Raw genomic sequence first — 16,289 nt, 5'->3', positions numbered from 1 at the left:
TAGGTGGGGGTATAGTGAAAACTACCTTGAAAAACTCCGATGTTGACTTAATCATTTATAGCTTTAACTCTTTTATCAATATATTCCCAGTCGCTTGGACTTATATTCCACATTTTTCTCAAAATATCATCATTAATGGGTTTACAAAAATCAGATAGATTAGGTACAAACCTAAAATTCTTTTTATTAACATCCTGAGAAATTAAAGTTAATAAAATTAAAAATCTAACAGTTTTGGTAAAGAGATAATTCCTAAAATTCTCTGCCTCTTCTCTAGAATCGAATGATGATGCAACTATATATGATTCTGTGCATATCTCTCCAGGTCGAGCTATTAATACATTTTTTTCATGGTAGATTTTTATAGGTTTAGTAAAATCCGTTTGACCTGCAATTGGAGCTTTGGGGATTAGGACTTTCCACTTATTAATTATTTCATTTTTATCTTTTATGTCATTAGGGTCTGCATAACTGAGTCCAATCTTTTGCTTAAACCAACATGGGATTCCTTTATTTTTTGGTAAATAATTAGTTGGTATATCAAAAGGTCTAATAGAACCAACAACATCTATTAAACTACCATAGCTCTTATAATCACTACTTTTTAGAATTTTTCTTAAAATGTTTAGTGCTTGATTATCCCTAACAAATATATCAAATTCATCTAAATTCCTATAAGCTACTTCATTATCTCTGCTACTAACAACTTTACATTGTCCATTATAGTTTTTATCCCAAAGAAAGTAACAAACCCCTCCTGCTATATCTACACCTGGAAAAACCTTTGATGCCGACTCAAAATCATATAACTCTTTAAACCTTTTGTCTTTCAGAACATTTTTTCTAAAATCATCTAAACCAAATCCACCTGAATACCATCTTGCAGGCATAATCATAACCAAATAATTTGGTTGTAAACTTATTGCAATTTCCACAAACTTTTGATACACAGGGGTAGCTTGTCTTCCCGAACCGTTAGTATCAATTTGGTAAGGAGGATTACCAACAATTACATCAAATTTCATTATTTATTCTCCACAGGCTGGCTAACACCAAATATTTTATCGCATTTTGCTTCAAAACTTATCTCAGTCTCACCTTTGGCATACGGAATCGTATCCAATAACACAATATGCGACTGGTCAATATTTTTTGCCTTCTCATCAAATCCGAACACAAAATTACGGGCAATATTAAAAATAATTTCTGACGGAGCAAAACCATAAACTTGATGCTCCAAAATATGTTTAAGCCTTACATCGGGGTCGGGTATCTCATCAGCTAGCCCTACATACAGCCGTTTGACAATTTCTGTCAAATACAAGCCCGATTTAACGTATAAGTCCGCAAATGTCTTTTTCGACTGGGTAAAGATTTGCGGGTCTTCAGCTTCTAATTTATCAATCATCATTTTCACCACCCGTTTTGGGGTGTAAATCTGACTTGTTTCCTGCGGTGGGATATAGTCAAAAATATCCTCTTCTTGACTATCATCAAAATAATTGGCAAGTTGGGTTCGTTTTTTTAAAAACTCTTGCACAGACTCATCAAATACCGTTTCATCAAAAAAGTTAAATTTATCACGCAGGGTTCTAAATTGATCTAAGGTGATGCCAGTCACTTCTTTAAAAACATTGTCGCTGATACGCTTATCAAAATTATTAAGCACGGTGTCAGCATCACCATAGGCCATCAAAAATGAAGGTATGGTACGAGCAAAGCCACGCAAACGGGCACGTACATCATCTTCAACAGTATTTTTCTTGTTGTCTTCTGCTTTTTGTAAAATAGCTTGATTAGACGCTTGTACTTGCTCTTGTGTCTTAGCCGCAATCTTAGCCGCAACCTCTTTTTGATAGTCTTCTTGGATTTGCTTTTGCTTAATTTCATAAGTAGCTTTGGCTTCAGATATTTTGGCTTCATCAAGATGGGCTTGTGTTACCTCTTTCTTGTATTCAATTTCCGCCTCTTTTTGTTTAATACCAGTCTGTTTTTGTGTAATCTCAACCTCACGCGCCACTGCTTTGGCTGCATTTTTTACAATATTTTCGGCAAATTTTTGGTTGACCTCATTATCTTTAGCAGCCTCTCTAATACCTTGTTCCACATTTTCTATAAAGCTTTTTTCGATTGCCTTTGCATGGTTATCTTGGGATTGTTCACTAAAGGCCTCTACTGTTCTTTGGATATTGGCATACGTCTTTTCACCAAAGCGTGCTTCGGTTTCCGAGATTACAATATCTTCATCGACTTGAGCCTCACCTTCGCTATCAACCTTAACATCTTGCGTATCAATAGGGTCTTGAGTTTTTTGCGGAACAGTTTTACCAACCTCTACTGGATTAAGATTTTCGAGGATTTCTCGTACTTCTTGTGACGCAAAAATACCTGAAACATTCTTAAACAGTAGGTTTGACATAAAGCCACGGCGTACTACTTCTTGAGCCTTGATGGCTTTTGGTATGGTCAATACTTGAGTAGCATCAAGCTCAATCATTTTACCCTCGCTATCTTCTGCGATAACTGGGAAGAAATTTAGAAGATGCTTAATATTCTCTTTGCGATCATCACTTGTACCGCCACCGTTTGCCGTCCTTCGAGACAAATCGTTAGCAAACTCTTCGTAAATGATTAACGTGCGTTCAGGTGCAAAATCAAAAACATAAGCATTATCCTTTTGATATACTTGACCATTGACCTGATATTCCCACGGGTTTTGTGCTCGGAAGGCAGCTTGCATATAAAGACTGGGTGATTTGACGTTTGATAACATTAATACCGCTGTCCACTCAGGAATAGTGATGCCAGTGGTTAGCTGACCCACAGATAATGTAATGGTCTTATCATGTGTTTTAACAGCTTTTTTTACTCGAACAAGCGATTTATCATTATTGATCACATCGCTATCATGACCTTGACCATCACCTGCGGCAAGTATGATCTCGTAGTTCTCAAAGACAGGATGCTCTTTTAATAGCTTTTCTAAGGCTTTGGCACTGGCGACACGGTTTAATAGCCAAAAGGTGTGTTTAAGCTCATCACGCAATGCTTTGGTTGAAAATGGATACTTCTCATTACGAGATGATGATAATGAGTCTAGCCATTTTTTTACATCTGCCTCATGGACAAACTTACCATTGTCTTTTGTTTCAAAGAACTCATTAAGATCAAAAGCATAATCAATACTTTCACCCTCTATTTTTGCACCTTTATTTACTTCATCAGTGATGGCTTGACTCATTTGATAAGAAAACAAATTTAAACGAGGCAGTTTTTCATAGGGATTGTGTTCATCTGGATTGTCCCAATTGACTTTAGCCTGCTGTTCGTCTGCATAACTCCAATTGTAAATCTCGTCTTCACTAAACGTACCAGCAGCAACGGCTTTAAAAGGTGTGCCAGATAAATGTAGAGTAAAATTACGTTTAATATTTTCAAAGGCTAAATCAGTCTTAAGGGTGTCTACCCCCTCATGAGCCTCATCAATGACTAACATATCCCATGTCATGTCTTTGACCCAGCTAAGCTTATTGTAATTACCACCAAAACTAATCGCACCCTTCAAATCTTGTAGAGATATAAAGGCGATCATGCTTTTTTTGCCCGTAGCTGTCTGCGATAAAAATTCCTCTCTTGTCATGACAGGACGTTCACTTAACGAGTCACTGGTAGAGACAAACGCAAAGTCAGTTTGCCACGCAATGAACTTCTCAAAATCATCAAACCAAGAGTTAGCAATACTTGGCCTGTTTGTCACAATGAGTACTTTAGTCGCATCAATCTGTCGAGCTAAGTCATAGGTTGTTAGCGTCTTACCAAATCGTGGTTTAGCGTTCCATAGGAACTCACCTTTGGGATTAGATTTTATATGATGCAGAGTTTGAGTAGCAGCAGCAGCTTGTTCATCTCTAAGTTGATACTGAGCCTTTTCTTTAGCTTGATTATAAGAGTTTTCTAAAAAGCTTTTATAATCAGCATAAGATCTTTGTTTCAAGTTATGCTCATAAAAAAACCACTCAGAGTTTCCTAAACGCTTAATCTGCTTATGTTTGACTAGGTAATTATGAAGCTTTTTATCTGTGAACCGCTCACCTGACTCAAGAAAACTTGCAGGTGCGTCCCATAACTTTTCGTAGGTAAGGCGTGCTGTGTAGGTTTGTTCTTTAATGCGCTCATCGACACTTTCACGCTCGGTATAACCTATTTTTACCCAGCCATCTCTATCTTGCACTTGTGGTAGGGTATAAGCATAAATTTGTGGATAGATAGGTTTTGCAGTTTTTATTTTGGGGGAGTTACTCATTATTACCTTAATCCTTTGTCAAAGAGTTCCATCTTGTTTTTGTCCCAGTTCATTATTCTGACACGTTTGCCTGCTTTTCTCTGGCTTTTGTCATCAGAAATGTTGTCATCGAAAAGTTTTAACTGACTCTTAATAGGTCTTTTACGTATATCCGATAACGGAATGATATATTTCAAGCCATCCATCTGAAATAGATTGTAGCTAATAATATTGGCTATAGTAGCGAAGTGTTCATGCTTTGGTTTATCTTGCCACTTAGCCACATGATAATCGTAGTAAGTATAGAGTAGGTTTTCTCGTGCTAATAGCAGTGAATCACCGTTCCATTCAAAACCATAACTGGCTTTATATGCTTTCTCTACCAATTGTTGCCATTCAGATTTTTCATCCACATGCGCATTGATACGTGCCAATTTACGATCAACAAAGCCTACACGCTCTGATAAGGGCAATATATTGCCTGTCTCCATGTCATAACGTGTTGCCATATATGGCGCTTCACCACAGGTAATTTCTAGCCATTTACGGTTTATATAGGTTTGTAAGTCATCCTCACGGTAACTAGCATCGATCACATCATTTTGTTGTTTAACGACCCATGTAGGGGTAAATACCTCTGCTTTTGATTTGGTTCGCTCTTTTTGCACATATTGGGACTTTAAAGCACGAGGTATGATGATATGCCCCATGTGACCTGTTATCAATTTAGGTTTAATTTGATGCGAGACAGTATAGTATCTACCATATTGTATATAGTTCTCGTTTGCCCAGATGATATTTCTTATCTTTGTTGGTGTTGACGTGGTGCGGTCAATCAATAATGTATCAAGTATGGCTGGCATCTGTTCGCGAATGTCATTTTCAGAGATGTCAGCAGAACTAAATTGTACTTTAGTTCCTTTATCCTGATTTATATCTTTAGCTTTGAGACTGTAGAGGCTTTGACCAAAAAGACCAGCGCCTTCTGAATGTGTCATATATCTTCTATACTCATTGTTAATACTTAAATTCATAATGTTTTGCTAATCCGTTTTAATATACTACTTTTGAGTGCAAAGTATCTTAACCAGCTATGGCATTTTTGTTGCTTCAATGGCTGGCAATCTTGATTTTAACCTCTCATTCTCTAACGTCAGCTCTATTATCATTCTTTCGGCTTCCATTAGTTTCGATAAGGCTATATCGTTTTGCGCTTTTATGTCGTCAAGCTGTTGTTTTAAGCTCCTATTTTTTGCTGTTTTGGCAAGACTTTTTTGTCTAGTTGATTGTTGAGACGAGTTATCTTTATTTTCATCAATCCAAGATTGAATCTTATCAACCAAATCAGGGTATCGAGATCGGCGGAGAGCAGAGGGGTTGACTCCAGCCTCTTTAGCAACGTTATTTTGGGTCACAGGCGTCCCTTTAGGTAATAACTCAGGCTTACCTACCTTAAGACGCTCGAAAGCCTCTATAAACCGAATTTCGGCTCTTCCTGGCTGTTTATCTTTCGTATTAGATTTGGACTGTATTGATGACATTTATTGCCCTCTTTGCTGATTCTAGCTGTGCTTTTAATGACTGATATAATGGTGCCCCATCATCCGTATTAATTAACTGTATTTGTAAGTTGTCTTTAAGCTGATTAATCATAGGTAGCTTGTTCTTGTCTACAATCACAGATTCACAAGGGGAGAGATTGTCAAATCCCATACAAGAGCTAATATTGCTAATACCTCCATAGGGACACGGAGGACCTTGATTTGCACAACCTCCTAAAAAGGTTTCACGATAGCTTATTTTGCCCTTTTTAGCTGATTCAATAAGCTGCTTGTGATCCTTTTCAGTTATTTCAGATAGTATCTGTGCTTTTCTTTTATCGCCATGCGGAGAAATATGATTATCAGACTGCAACTCCTTAAATTCTCTTGCAAGCGTTTCATACATTTCTCGTAGGTATAGATTACGAACCTCGCTACTTAATGGAGCTTTAAGCTTATAATAATTTTGTCCATAATACCTGCTCATAACAAGGCTAGCGTGTTTTAGCTGATACTGTAATGAGAACTCTGATACAAGACCACTCGCTAACATGTTAACCGCACCAGTACGCCTTAATTGATGCCATGCGATAGGCCATACTTTACCTAAATTATATAATTTTGGATCTAGATTGGCAGTTAAGCGATGCGCAATTTCAAGATCATTTTTAGTAATAATCATTGTGTTTGCATCAAATAGTTTGGGGTAATTTGTATAAACTTCTCTATATGTTCTTGGTGTTATGTATTCGGTACTGACATCTAGAAAATGCATTCTCCACGGTTCATAACAATGGCACTGTAGCGTAGGATTTTTTAAAAATTCTTCTTTAAGCTTTAAATCTGAATCGTGCTTTGCAGCAAGAAGTCTGAGTTTTGTTATATGCTTCATTGATTCAACAGCAGTCTTGACTAAGGGCGAGACAATCCACCTTGCTTGTTGATCCTTAATTGTTTTAGTCGTTACACCTTTAATTAGGCATATTTCACTCCCTGTTTCATCTACTTCAACCTCGAAACAGTCAGCTCTTAAACGGCTACATTCACTAATGCGCATTAATGAGAAGTTAACTATATATGCAGTACCACAGAGATTGATAAGATTCATATAATTAGATAAAGTGTTTAGGTTGCAATTATGATTAACCACTACCCATTTTTCTAAAATATGATAAACACCAAATTCTGTTGCGAGATCTTTAATGCATTGCTTTGTGGTCACAATGCTTTTTTTGGATTTCTTAATAGATTTAAATTCTTCTCTGTTGGACTCAAGAAAAATAGAGCTGTTTGATGCGGATTTAGATTTGTAGGCTGATAAACAGTGTTTAAAGAGTTCTTCAAACTTTTCTTTGTTTTCTAAGTATTCATCCAAACATTCTTTTAATCGAAGTAATTGATAGCTCCAAATCCGAGGTGGTATATAGGCGGTTTGAGTTGAATCATCAAATTTTAGATTCTCGGTGAAAACCTTCATTCCATCCTTGTCGAGAATTTTAAACCCCAACTTATCTGAATTAAAGCTTATGTCGTGAAGGTATGTGAGTAGATGTTGGTGGCTAAATTTACCGTTTAGAGCTATCTCCTTAATAATTTCAGGATATTGAGATAGTTCTGAGACACATAAATTATGTTTCGAGCAAATGACGAAAATTGGCTTAATAGTTTCAAATTTCGTTACTATTGTTCTTGAAGTGACGGGCACTCCTGGTCCCCAAATCCACCAAGCCACAATTAGTCTTAGTAAATCAGCATTCTCTCTACTTACTTTATAACCATTTCCTGGACCATCCCCAAAATAGATTTTTAGCACGCTTCCATGCCACGGTGAAAAATCCCATCTAACGTCACCATACCTAGAAATCACCTTGCCATCCGAATCTATAATGACTGGAAAGCCATACTCTGGAGGCCATGTGTTGGGTCGAAAATTAAGCGCATCAGAGTTTACTGAAGTATCTAAGATCGATAACCCTGGCAGGTTTGGCAAAGTCATTTCATCTCCTCAAGTAAGTTAATAAACCCACTCCACTGCGGATGATAGTTCCCAGCCCTGATAGAGTCACGAGCATCAACGACCCACTGGTCCCTGATGCTACTGCTTTTAGCTATAGCTTCAAGCTTAAGATTAAGTCTATCAATAACTAAACAGGCTGGGTGTGTATAGTTTTTATTAGAGGGTTTGTATTCTCCAAGCTCAATTTTCTTGATTTTCAGGTGCGATGCAAGCTTCCAACAATAATCATAGCTCATAATATCTTTATGGTGCGTGCAAAAAATACATCCTTCAGGACTGATGCAATCAGGAATAGGGGCATCTTTAGAAGCTTGAGAAATACTTTGAGGGTGAGCTTGACCTACGCAAACACCAGGTCCTGGAGCAGCTAAAGAAGGGTCATAATTATCATGAAAATTTATTATTTCATTAGTAGCACGTTGGTGGTGGGGCCGTAGGTAATCACGTACTAAAACATCGGCTGTATGCCCCATCTGACTCGCAGTCAGCGAGATGTCATCTGTATGTCTTATTAACCAATTAACTCGTGTGTTGCGCAACTCAGATGGGTTTATAAATATTAAATCGTTTTTTTTGAACAGTTTTTTTACAGAGCTAAGTGTCGTTCGAGAAGCGGTGGATCGCACCATACCTCTACTTAGAAGTGGAAAAAGCCTGTCGTCAAGACTCTTAAGTCCAGTATCATTAAGCCATTTCAGATAGTTTTGAAGATGCTCTCTGTATGTGTTGTAACAACTGAAGATTGACTCTCCTTGTCTACGTCCTTTGTATACTCGAAAAACATCATAATCTTCACCATTGGTTTGCCATCTGTAGTCCTCAGATTTAAGCAAAACGGCTTGGGCTAAATTCATGCCAGTTTGAGCTAAGAAAACAAGAAGCTCAGCTTCGATACGAAGGTTAAGAATATTAGATCTTTTATTAACCTCAAATAAGCTTACACCCTCTGGCAGTGCTTGCCTTGCGAGTATGGCTGTTCTTTTTACCGCAGGGTTTTCAATCGTAGACACATCTAAATCTGGATCTATTAAATTGCCAGCAATTGTAACTACCTGCTCTTCGTTCAGTTTGATTTTGATCGGAACGGGGCCACGTACAGTAGCTAGGTCAAGACTCTGGCACATTGTTGTCAAGATCCTACCAAACTGGAAAGTGTTGGCTAAATTTTGTTTATCAGATTGTGTGCCTAATACAGGTTTGTTTTTATTAGGTCTAGATAATCTTGTATTGAGCATCAAACTATGACCAGGTTTAGAGCCTGGAAGACTTAGTGTTTTAGCAATAATATTTGCAATCATTGATGCTGTTTTATAAGCTGTGAAGTGGCTCAAATCTTTTTTTTGATTTACTCTAGTGAGCAAATATTCTGTCCAGATCTTAAAAGATGATACTATTTCTTCTTCCGTACAAGGTAGGTTATTTTTATCAATCGCAGCAAAGAATTTCCAAACTTGCTCTAGATATGTCTTTATAGTTCTATGAGAGCTGCCTGATATTAAAAGACCCATTAGCATGTCATAAAGCTTCATAACGAGTGTAGCTCTTTCTGGTAGTATATTGCCAAAATCACCGTTATCTATGCGTTTCATAACCTTGTCTCGCCTGACAGACGTGGCATTTTTATACAAAAGAACTTTTAAATCCCATGCAGTTTCATGAGTACCCATCATTAAGCCTTTGATTGTCAGGTCTTTATTAATCATTGGTGATATTCCTACTTAACCCCATAAACGCCTCAGTGAAGGCGTCTGATGCCTCCTTCATTGTTTTACTTGTCTCGATAAACTTGACATATTTCATCGTGGTGCTCTCGTCCTTATGAAGACAAGATCCTTTTACGAACTCTATAGCATCACTAACAGACATGGCGTCTAATGCTACTCTCATAAGCTCTGTTGCATATGTGGCTCGCGTTCTATGAAAGTAAAAACCTCGAAAAGCTTTTACTCCAGACTTTAGCCCTAATTTTCTTAGGCGAGACATCTCAACATTAATAGCGCTGCTACTATCTCCTTTGTAATTATTGCCGAATCTAGTAAGAAATAATAGGTCTTGATCAGCTTCAGGCGACAGAGCTTGTCGCTTCAATCTTCTTATACTTGAGGCATAGTCTAACAATGCTTCGAGTAGCTCATTAGGGATAGGGACAGAACCGCTGGCATCAAACTTCGTCTCAACAGGAGGGCGTGCACTTGGGCCAACAGAAATCGTTTTAATTCCTATCTCTGGAACAGTGATGGCATTTTGAAGGGTTGAGACTTTTAGGTCTGTAATTGAGCCTATGCGTAGTCCTGTAAAAAAACCTATTCTCAGCATAAGGGCTAGTTCTGTGGATGCGTTTTCATCAGCAAAACTAAGGATATCTCTCATGGCTTTTACTGCCACGGGTAGCAAGCCGTCTTCTAGTTGAATAGGTCCAGCTACAGTTCGATTTGGGATAGCAAGATTAGTACTTGCTACTTTGAGCGTATGTTCAAGTCCAAACTGATTAGTGAGTTTGATCCCAACAAGCTTATCTTTCCACATCGGCCACTCAGTTGAAATCAATCCTGTGTTTTTAGCCCATTTGTAGAACCTGATTACAGCTGCCATTCTTTGTGATGTCGTACTAGGGGCTAACTCACCTGAGTTCCTAGCTTGTATCAAAGCACCTCTAAATCGATTTAGACACCTTTCACTTTCACGGTCAGGGAAGTGCCACCAATCCATAGATTCAGACTCTAGCCACTTTGCATATGCTAGTAGGTGAGACATATTTGATCGAACTGTTTTGATGCTACTTCTGAAGGAGGTAGCTTGTTCTAAAGCCCATAGATTAGCTTCTGACCAAGTGGTGTTGTCTTGCCAGATAATTTGAGGTAAGCCTTTAATGATTTGATGATTTGATTTAGCCCAATGAACCTTATTGCTTTGAATGTTAACTCGGAAGGGATGGTAGTTAATTAGTTGAAGCGTAGCCACATTAGTTCCTTAGTTAATCAAAGCCTATATTTGATTGATGACTTTCTTAAGGACTATTATAAATGTTAACTGAGATTATGTCACTAGATTATTATGTAATATGTGTATTAAAAAGAGAGTATGTAAGGTGTACCGCAAGCCGGGTCAAATACTTTAATTTGGCCGATACGGGTAAGCAGGGCATCTAAGCGTTCGGCTTTATTATTCTTATGGCGATTTTCATAACTCAGCGCTATGACCGTGTCTAGCTCTGCACGTAGCTCATCTAAGAACAGTGGCTGTATGACCTTCATGATATTGCTAACACTGGTGTAATGCTGTCCTAAGCTGCCACGCTGCTCAGGGTCAATCACCGCTTGAAACATGGAGCCGAAAATATCTGGGTTAATCTCGGCCCAGCTCAAACGCGCACACTCTAACAAGATACGACGGGTACGCGCATCAAACTCTGGAATGGCAAACTGATATTCAAACAAGCTACCGTTCACATAGGGGAATGCACTTAGGTGAGTGGGCTTGGCATCGCGCTCGGTGCTAGACTCAGGTAAGTCTAGAACTTCAAATAGCTCATATAAGACACTATCGACATCACTGCCATCTATATTGGTGGTTCTATCAATCACGTCATAGAACTGGTCTGCTTTAAAAATACCCGTATCTTCGGCATAAAAACAAAACAATAGCCGCGTCAAAAATATATTGAGCGCATGTAAGTCATCAGCAGTATTAAACTCATTGAGCTTACGGATATGGTCAAACAAGCGACCCATTTTCTCTGACGCTTGTACATCAGCAGGGTGCTCTGAGTACTCACGTGCACGCTCTAAGCCGGCAAGTGGCAATAAGAAATGGTAGTTTTTATAAAGATCGGTAAAGTCGCAGTCAAGCGTCTCATCATACTTAGTGTCGTTAATCAGTACGGTGTTGAAGTCCGTTACCATCACCATACGGATTTTGTGCTGGTTGATGATTGGGCTGTTCATCACCTTACTTAGTGCTTTAGCAAGGTCTTGATCTTCATCTACAGGCTTAAAGTAGATACGATGCTTGTTGGCAACCTCGCCAGCTTCGGGATTGGCTGCTACGTTAAAACGGCCGTCATTCTTTTTGAGAGAGGTAATCGTGGATTTTGAGACATCTAGCAGCGTTAGGAAATCGTAGATAAAGTCGTCTTTTTTATTCTTATCAATGACTTTGGTGGTTAATTTTTCTAAATCTTCAAAAAACTGGGTTTGGTTAAATGCCATGGTTGTCTCTGTAGATGAATTACGGGTGTAAATAAGCAGGCTAATGTGCAATTATAGCGCTATCTTAGAACATTTAAAGGTTTAGTTGCTCTGAATGAGGTGATACAGCATCTTATCACTTGCAATAATAAGACTAGAATTTTATTAATGAGACTTGGTAATGATAGTTAGTGACTATTTTCACGGTGATTCTACCCGTATCGGATGGATCCAACATGATTGCTATAGAGAAGCATTACATATCATGGTTGATTTTGCCATCGATAAGCATCGCCATGCCGAAAGAGTAATTGATGTCCGTACGGAGCTTAGTGACTTGCGAGATGAGTTGAGAGGTTTTGACCATAGAACGCTGCAGTGGCTTCATGACTGTATGGCAGCTGCGTTCCGTATGGATTATTGTCTTAATGCAGATTTATTTACGTATGTGATACCCGACCCTCATACACCTGAAGAGACTATAATATTTTGGCTTGAATTTCTTAGAAAAGAGCTTGTGAGGGTATTTTCTGAGTATTTGCAGCTTCCTCGATTAATTCTTATTGCGGCTCTCTATCCAAACCCTGATAAAAAAGGTATGGCGGCAGAAGATGAGATTTATGAGCTTGCTAGACGACTATATCCTGATTTGAAGCGCTTTCAACTTGGATAGTTATCAAAGCAATATGCTGAAGCTTGAGTTTTTTTGCATATATAGAGAAGTTAATGAATCATACTGAGCACGAGATAAATACAGTCAATCTATATCAAAGCAGGTCAGTGGATTTCAATAGACCAAAATCTAACCCTAAACTAGTAAATGCTCAGCTAGATCAGGATCTATTACTCGCTGGTTTCACCATAGCGGGCGCGTATTTTGAGAGTGGTGTTCGTGACTTTGGTGATTATGCTGCAGCGATGATTAATGAATTAGGTACCGATATAACGCCATACTTGTTAGTGTTCTGGCAGAGCTTACGTTACTTCCCGGATTTTGATACTCACGGTATGACTAGTATAGAAGATAGTAAAAAATTACATGAGGAATTACTATTAGAGCAGAATGATAGCTGCAATGTATTAGCAACACGGCAAGGATTAAGCTTAAAGATGGTAGCTAGTATAAAAAAAAGAGCGGCAAAAATATGAGGATGAAGGTGTAATACATAATAGGGAAATACATCAGCAAATATTATCTACCTGGAAGCGAGACAGTCCAGAAATGGCAAAACGACTTAAAAATCTGCAAGTGTTGGACGATATGGCATTTGTATGTCAGGAAAGAATGTGGCAAGCGAAAGATGATTATCAAGCCAGCGGCATATCACCAACAGACGCAAGAGAAATAGCAGAGAGGGAACATCTGATGCTAGAACCTGAGAAGCCTTCATATTGATAAAGTATATTATGTATGCTATTGGTGAACTGCCCCAGTATTGTCGGAGGCTCAAAATTTGAGCTGGTACGAACCATAAGGAAAGCTAGGGCGCTAAAAAAACCGGTCGTGTATCAAAAAGTATGCTGAAGAAATAAAGGGAGGGTGACAGCCAAAGCAAGATGATATATTTGAGGTTATGAAGACACAAATAGATATCAGTTGCCCCGACTGTCACAGTAATAGTCTAAGGAAAAATGGGATAAATCGCGCTGGCAAGCAGAACTACCAGTGTAAGGACTGCAAACGCCAATTCATTGGTGATCATGCTTTAACCTACCAAGGTTGCCACTCTCAAATAGAAGATAAAATACGACTAATGACGGTTAGAGGTTGCGGCATCAGAGACATAGCCGTTATGATCTCAATTAGTATTGGTAAAGTGCTCAGCACCATAAGCTCATCTGTTTATAAGATCGCGCCTAAGAAGAGCTACTATGAACGCTTAGAGGTTGATGAGTTTTGGACTTACGTGTATCGCAAGAAACGTAAAGTCTGGCTCATCTATGCTTATGACCGTGCTACTAATGAGATTGTCGCTTATGTCTGGGGCAAACGTGACCTAAAAACGGCTAAGAATTTAAGAGCACGTTTAAAGCAGCTTACAGTCAGCTATGGCTCTATCAGTATGGACAACTGGGATAGCTTTAAAACCGCCTTTAAAAGTGATAACAAACGAATTGGCAAACAACATACGGTAGGTATAGAAGGTAATAACTGCCGTCTTAGACACCGATTAAGACGAGCCGTCAGAAAGACTTGCTGCTTCTCAAAAAAACTCGATAATCATTTTAAAGTGTTTGATTTCGTGTTCTTTCACATCAATTATGGCTATGTCTGATGCCAGCATACTTTTTGAAACACCACCAAAAAACCTTATCCGCTAACAACCACTCCTTAGTTACTCGATAGTTAGATACTCCTGCCGCTTAAGCTCAGCTTTTTCTTTTTCTATTAAAACCTCAGCTTTTGATAGCGACCTGCCTCTAAGTCGCGGCATACTCAAGTCTTCAATCTCTAATAAGTCATATTGAACCGCAGATAACAGTATCTCTCTTTGCTCAGCCTTGGTAAGCGCCATTTTCTCTCTTACTTTTAACGCATCTTCTTCTGAGATAGGTTCGCCCATATACATACCAGCATGAATATCCCTTAACATGCCAGCCTCGGTGTCGCGCCTTTTGGTCAGTTCCTCGGATGCCACTATATCTTCATTCATATTGTAAGCTGTTTGATTAATTTTATCCCAAGCATGAATAAGATTGCCTTCATGGTAGTAAACCCACTTCGCGCTATTATTAAAGCTTGATTTATCCATCTCATCATAGGCATCTCCACTCTTAAATGAGGGCCAAAACAAGAACCATGCTATTACAAAGATAAAGAAACCTTTGAGTAAGAAAAGTCTTTTGGTTGTATGCTCTACTTGAGCATGAAAATCATAAATAACTGTCAGTTTTTCAAAATCGACACCAAACTTATCCATGAAATTGACCAGTATTTTAAAGGCTCTTTTTATCAGCGAACCTTTTTCGTTGTAATCAATATAGGGTTTTATAAATAAATCGGGCCCAATACGTCTTAAGACCATCTTTTCAATGTAAAAATTAACAAGCAATATGACGTTCAACAATAAGAAGAATGCTGATAAGCCCATTGCAATGAACGGCATTATTACTGCTTTGTAGGCCTTTCTGCCCTGTTCGTCTATCTGCTCAGCTGTTAGCTCTAAATACTGCTCTGACTGCTCTCCTGTTGCGTTTGCATAAGCTGGAATGGCAGAGTAAGGCAGATTTTCTTCAACAATATCCATTAAGTCTTCTTCAAAATTCTTATCGCCTGGATATAAGTCTGTGATCCCTGTTTTTTCAATATACCAACGCTTAACATCAGGATGATCAAAAAAGGCTCCATTGTAAATTCCTGGCTTTATTGTGGTTTTATGTCCGAAAAATGCATCCATTGCACCACGCCAGCGCTCATCTGCTATCTTCTTGGTTTCTTTTAGGTTTTTTGTGTGCCTCTTATACTTGTTGTACTCCTTCTCAGTTTTCATATAAAACTGATAATACAAGTTTGCAATAAGTTCTGTTTGATTGAGCGTACTTCGTGTGTGCTCTTCAAAATACTTCGAGTCCTCAAAAGCACACATATAATAATCAGTAATCACTTGCTTATAAGCACTCTCGTCAATATCGCTTAGCAGTGTGATATATGGAAAGAACGCTTTATCCACGCCTCTTACTAAGCCTGTATTTTCCGATGTTTTTTGGGCACACTCTGAAACCTGTCTCAACTCTCGCTCACGGCTTTCCCAAAAATTTGCATACTTATACGATCTCATCCTTCCAAATGGATAGATAAAAGAGTTTTTAGCAGTCCATTCAGGCGGCTTTATCCAGTGAGTAGTATTATAAAATGGGACAAAAGTGCCATGCGTGGCCACAACCAAGAGTGCTTTATTTTTATCCTCAGCCTCTGCGCTATCAACAACATAGTTAATCAGCAATGTTTGCAGCCCAAAGCTTATAGGTATGGTTACTATGCAACAAGCCAAGAAGGTTATGTAGGTGTTCTTCCCAAATTTATTTATGGCAAACCGCGTGGCTATAAGCCCAAGACCAAGACCTGTAATTATCTTGCCCCAAAGCTCCATCGACTCGGCTATGAATATGTCACTTGTTACACTTAATTGCTTATAGATCGAAAAATTGACAACAATCTCAATAATAAAATACATCACCGTCAAGGCTATCAGGGCTTTTGTGTACTTTGCTTTATTTTTACTCATTTTAGGGTTGTCCCATCTACTTGCGCTTAGTCTTGT

13 protein-coding genes are annotated in these 16,289 nt (G+C 38.5%); 4 read left to right on the top strand and 9 right to left on the bottom strand.

Annotated elements, in window-relative coordinates; translation table 11 throughout:
* Nucleotides 1–47: 47 nt before the first annotated feature.
* The 8 genes from AC2FA3_RS03910 to AC2FA3_RS03875 form a co-directional block, all read right to left on the bottom strand.
* Entirely contained in the window at nt 48–1,025 is a 978-nt protein-coding gene (locus AC2FA3_RS03910) for an Eco57I restriction-modification methylase domain-containing protein (RefSeq protein ID WP_490508412.1), read from the bottom strand.
* Complete coding sequence (locus AC2FA3_RS03905) at nt 1,025–4,303, bottom strand: DEAD/DEAH box helicase (protein WP_490508411.1); 3,279 nt, start codon at nt 4,301–4,303, stop codon at nt 1,025–1,027. The genes AC2FA3_RS03910 and AC2FA3_RS03905 overlap by 1 nt, the downstream gene beginning before the upstream one ends.
* Before the next feature lie 2 nt (nt 4,304–4,305).
* Nucleotides 4,306–5,316: a hypothetical protein gene (locus AC2FA3_RS03900; protein ID WP_490508410.1), complete on the bottom strand. Its 1,011-nt coding sequence runs from the start codon at nt 5,314–5,316 to the stop codon at nt 4,306–4,308.
* Between the two features lie 57 nt (nt 5,317–5,373).
* Nucleotides 5,374–5,823, bottom strand: a complete 450-nt coding sequence (locus AC2FA3_RS03895) for a hypothetical protein (RefSeq protein WP_490508409.1) — start codon at nt 5,821–5,823, stop codon at nt 5,374–5,376.
* On the bottom strand, nt 5,798–7,819 hold the full coding sequence (locus AC2FA3_RS03890) for a hypothetical protein (RefSeq protein WP_490508408.1): 2,022 nt from the start codon (nt 7,817–7,819) through the stop codon (nt 5,798–5,800). The genes AC2FA3_RS03895 and AC2FA3_RS03890 overlap by 26 nt, the downstream gene beginning before the upstream one ends.
* Nucleotides 7,816–9,543, bottom strand: coding sequence for a site-specific integrase (locus tag AC2FA3_RS03885; protein ID WP_490508407.1), 1,728 nt, complete (start codon nt 9,541–9,543; stop codon nt 7,816–7,818). The genes AC2FA3_RS03890 and AC2FA3_RS03885 overlap by 4 nt, the downstream gene beginning before the upstream one ends.
* The gene (locus AC2FA3_RS03880) at nt 9,536–10,801 is read right to left on the bottom strand and encodes a tyrosine-type recombinase/integrase (protein WP_490508406.1); all 1,266 of its coding nucleotides are present in this window, start codon (nt 10,799–10,801) and stop codon (nt 9,536–9,538) included. Before AC2FA3_RS03880 ends, AC2FA3_RS03885 begins: the two co-directional genes overlap by 8 nt.
* Before the next feature lie 107 nt (nt 10,802–10,908).
* A complete protein-coding gene (locus AC2FA3_RS03875) occupies nt 10,909–12,048 on the bottom strand; it encodes a type IIL restriction-modification enzyme MmeI (protein ID WP_490508405.1) in 1,140 nt (379 codons plus the stop codon).
* A 244-nt stretch (nt 12,049–12,292) separates the two neighbouring features.
* On the opposite strand from AC2FA3_RS03875, the gene AC2FA3_RS03870 reads away from it, so the two are divergent.
* From AC2FA3_RS03870 to AC2FA3_RS03855, 4 genes are all read left to right on the top strand, one after another.
* A complete protein-coding gene (locus tag AC2FA3_RS03870; protein WP_490508404.1) occupies nt 12,293–12,700 on the top strand; it encodes a hypothetical protein in 408 nt (135 codons plus the stop codon).
* Nucleotides 12,701–12,753: 53 nt separating this feature from the next.
* Nucleotides 12,754–13,176, top strand: a complete 423-nt coding sequence (locus AC2FA3_RS03865) for a hypothetical protein (protein ID WP_490508403.1) — start codon at nt 12,754–12,756, stop codon at nt 13,174–13,176.
* Nucleotides 13,177–13,249: 73 nt separating this feature from the next.
* Nucleotides 13,250–13,423, top strand: a complete 174-nt coding sequence (locus AC2FA3_RS03860) for a hypothetical protein (protein WP_490508402.1) — start codon at nt 13,250–13,252, stop codon at nt 13,421–13,423.
* 178 nt (nt 13,424–13,601) lie between these two features.
* Nucleotides 13,602–14,303 carry an IS1 family transposase gene (locus AC2FA3_RS03855; protein WP_490508401.1) on the top strand — a complete coding sequence of 234 codons (702 nt, stop codon included), beginning with the start codon at nt 13,602–13,604 and terminating at the stop codon, nt 14,301–14,303.
* Between the two features lie 60 nt (nt 14,304–14,363).
* Here AC2FA3_RS03855 and AC2FA3_RS03850 read toward each other — a convergent pair whose 3' ends face one another.
* Complete coding sequence (locus AC2FA3_RS03850; RefSeq protein ID WP_490508400.1) at nt 14,364–16,253, bottom strand: hypothetical protein; 1,890 nt, start codon at nt 16,251–16,253, stop codon at nt 14,364–14,366.
* Between the last annotated feature and the right edge of the window lie 36 nt (nt 16,254–16,289).

This window comes from Janibacter sp. CoH_79_TC_3 (assembly GCF_058197955.1).
Note: the sequence above shows the minus strand (reverse complement) of the source record. Positions and strands in the feature narration are given on the sequence as shown.

Coding starts and splice junctions, on each gene's coding strand:
- AC2FA3_RS03910 (WP_490508412.1), bottom strand. CDS start 1,025: ATGAAATTTGATGTAATTGTTGGTAATCCTCCTTACCAAATTGATACT.
- AC2FA3_RS03905 (WP_490508411.1), bottom strand. CDS start 4,303: ATGAGTAACTCCCCCAAAATAAAAACTGCAAAACCTATCTATCCACAA.
- AC2FA3_RS03900 (WP_490508410.1), bottom strand. CDS start 5,316: ATGAATTTAAGTATTAACAATGAGTATAGAAGATATATGACACATTCA.
- AC2FA3_RS03895 (WP_490508409.1), bottom strand. CDS start 5,823: ATGTCATCAATACAGTCCAAATCTAATACGAAAGATAAACAGCCAGGA.
- AC2FA3_RS03890 (WP_490508408.1), bottom strand. CDS start 7,819: ATGACTTTGCCAAACCTGCCAGGGTTATCGATCTTAGATACTTCAGTA.
- AC2FA3_RS03885 (WP_490508407.1), bottom strand. CDS start 9,543: ATGATTAATAAAGACCTGACAATCAAAGGCTTAATGATGGGTACTCAT.
- AC2FA3_RS03875 (WP_490508405.1), bottom strand. CDS start 12,048: ATGGCATTTAACCAAACCCAGTTTTTTGAAGATTTAGAAAAATTAACC.
- AC2FA3_RS03870 (WP_490508404.1), top strand. CDS start 12,293: ATGGTTGATTTTGCCATCGATAAGCATCGCCATGCCGAAAGAGTAATT.
- AC2FA3_RS03865 (WP_490508403.1), top strand. CDS start 12,754: ATGAATCATACTGAGCACGAGATAAATACAGTCAATCTATATCAAAGC.
- AC2FA3_RS03860 (WP_490508402.1), top strand. CDS start 13,250: ATGGCAAAACGACTTAAAAATCTGCAAGTGTTGGACGATATGGCATTT.
- AC2FA3_RS03855 (WP_490508401.1), top strand. CDS start 13,602: ATGAAGACACAAATAGATATCAGTTGCCCCGACTGTCACAGTAATAGT.
- AC2FA3_RS03850 (WP_490508400.1), bottom strand. CDS start 16,253: ATGAGTAAAAATAAAGCAAAGTACACAAAAGCCCTGATAGCCTTGACG.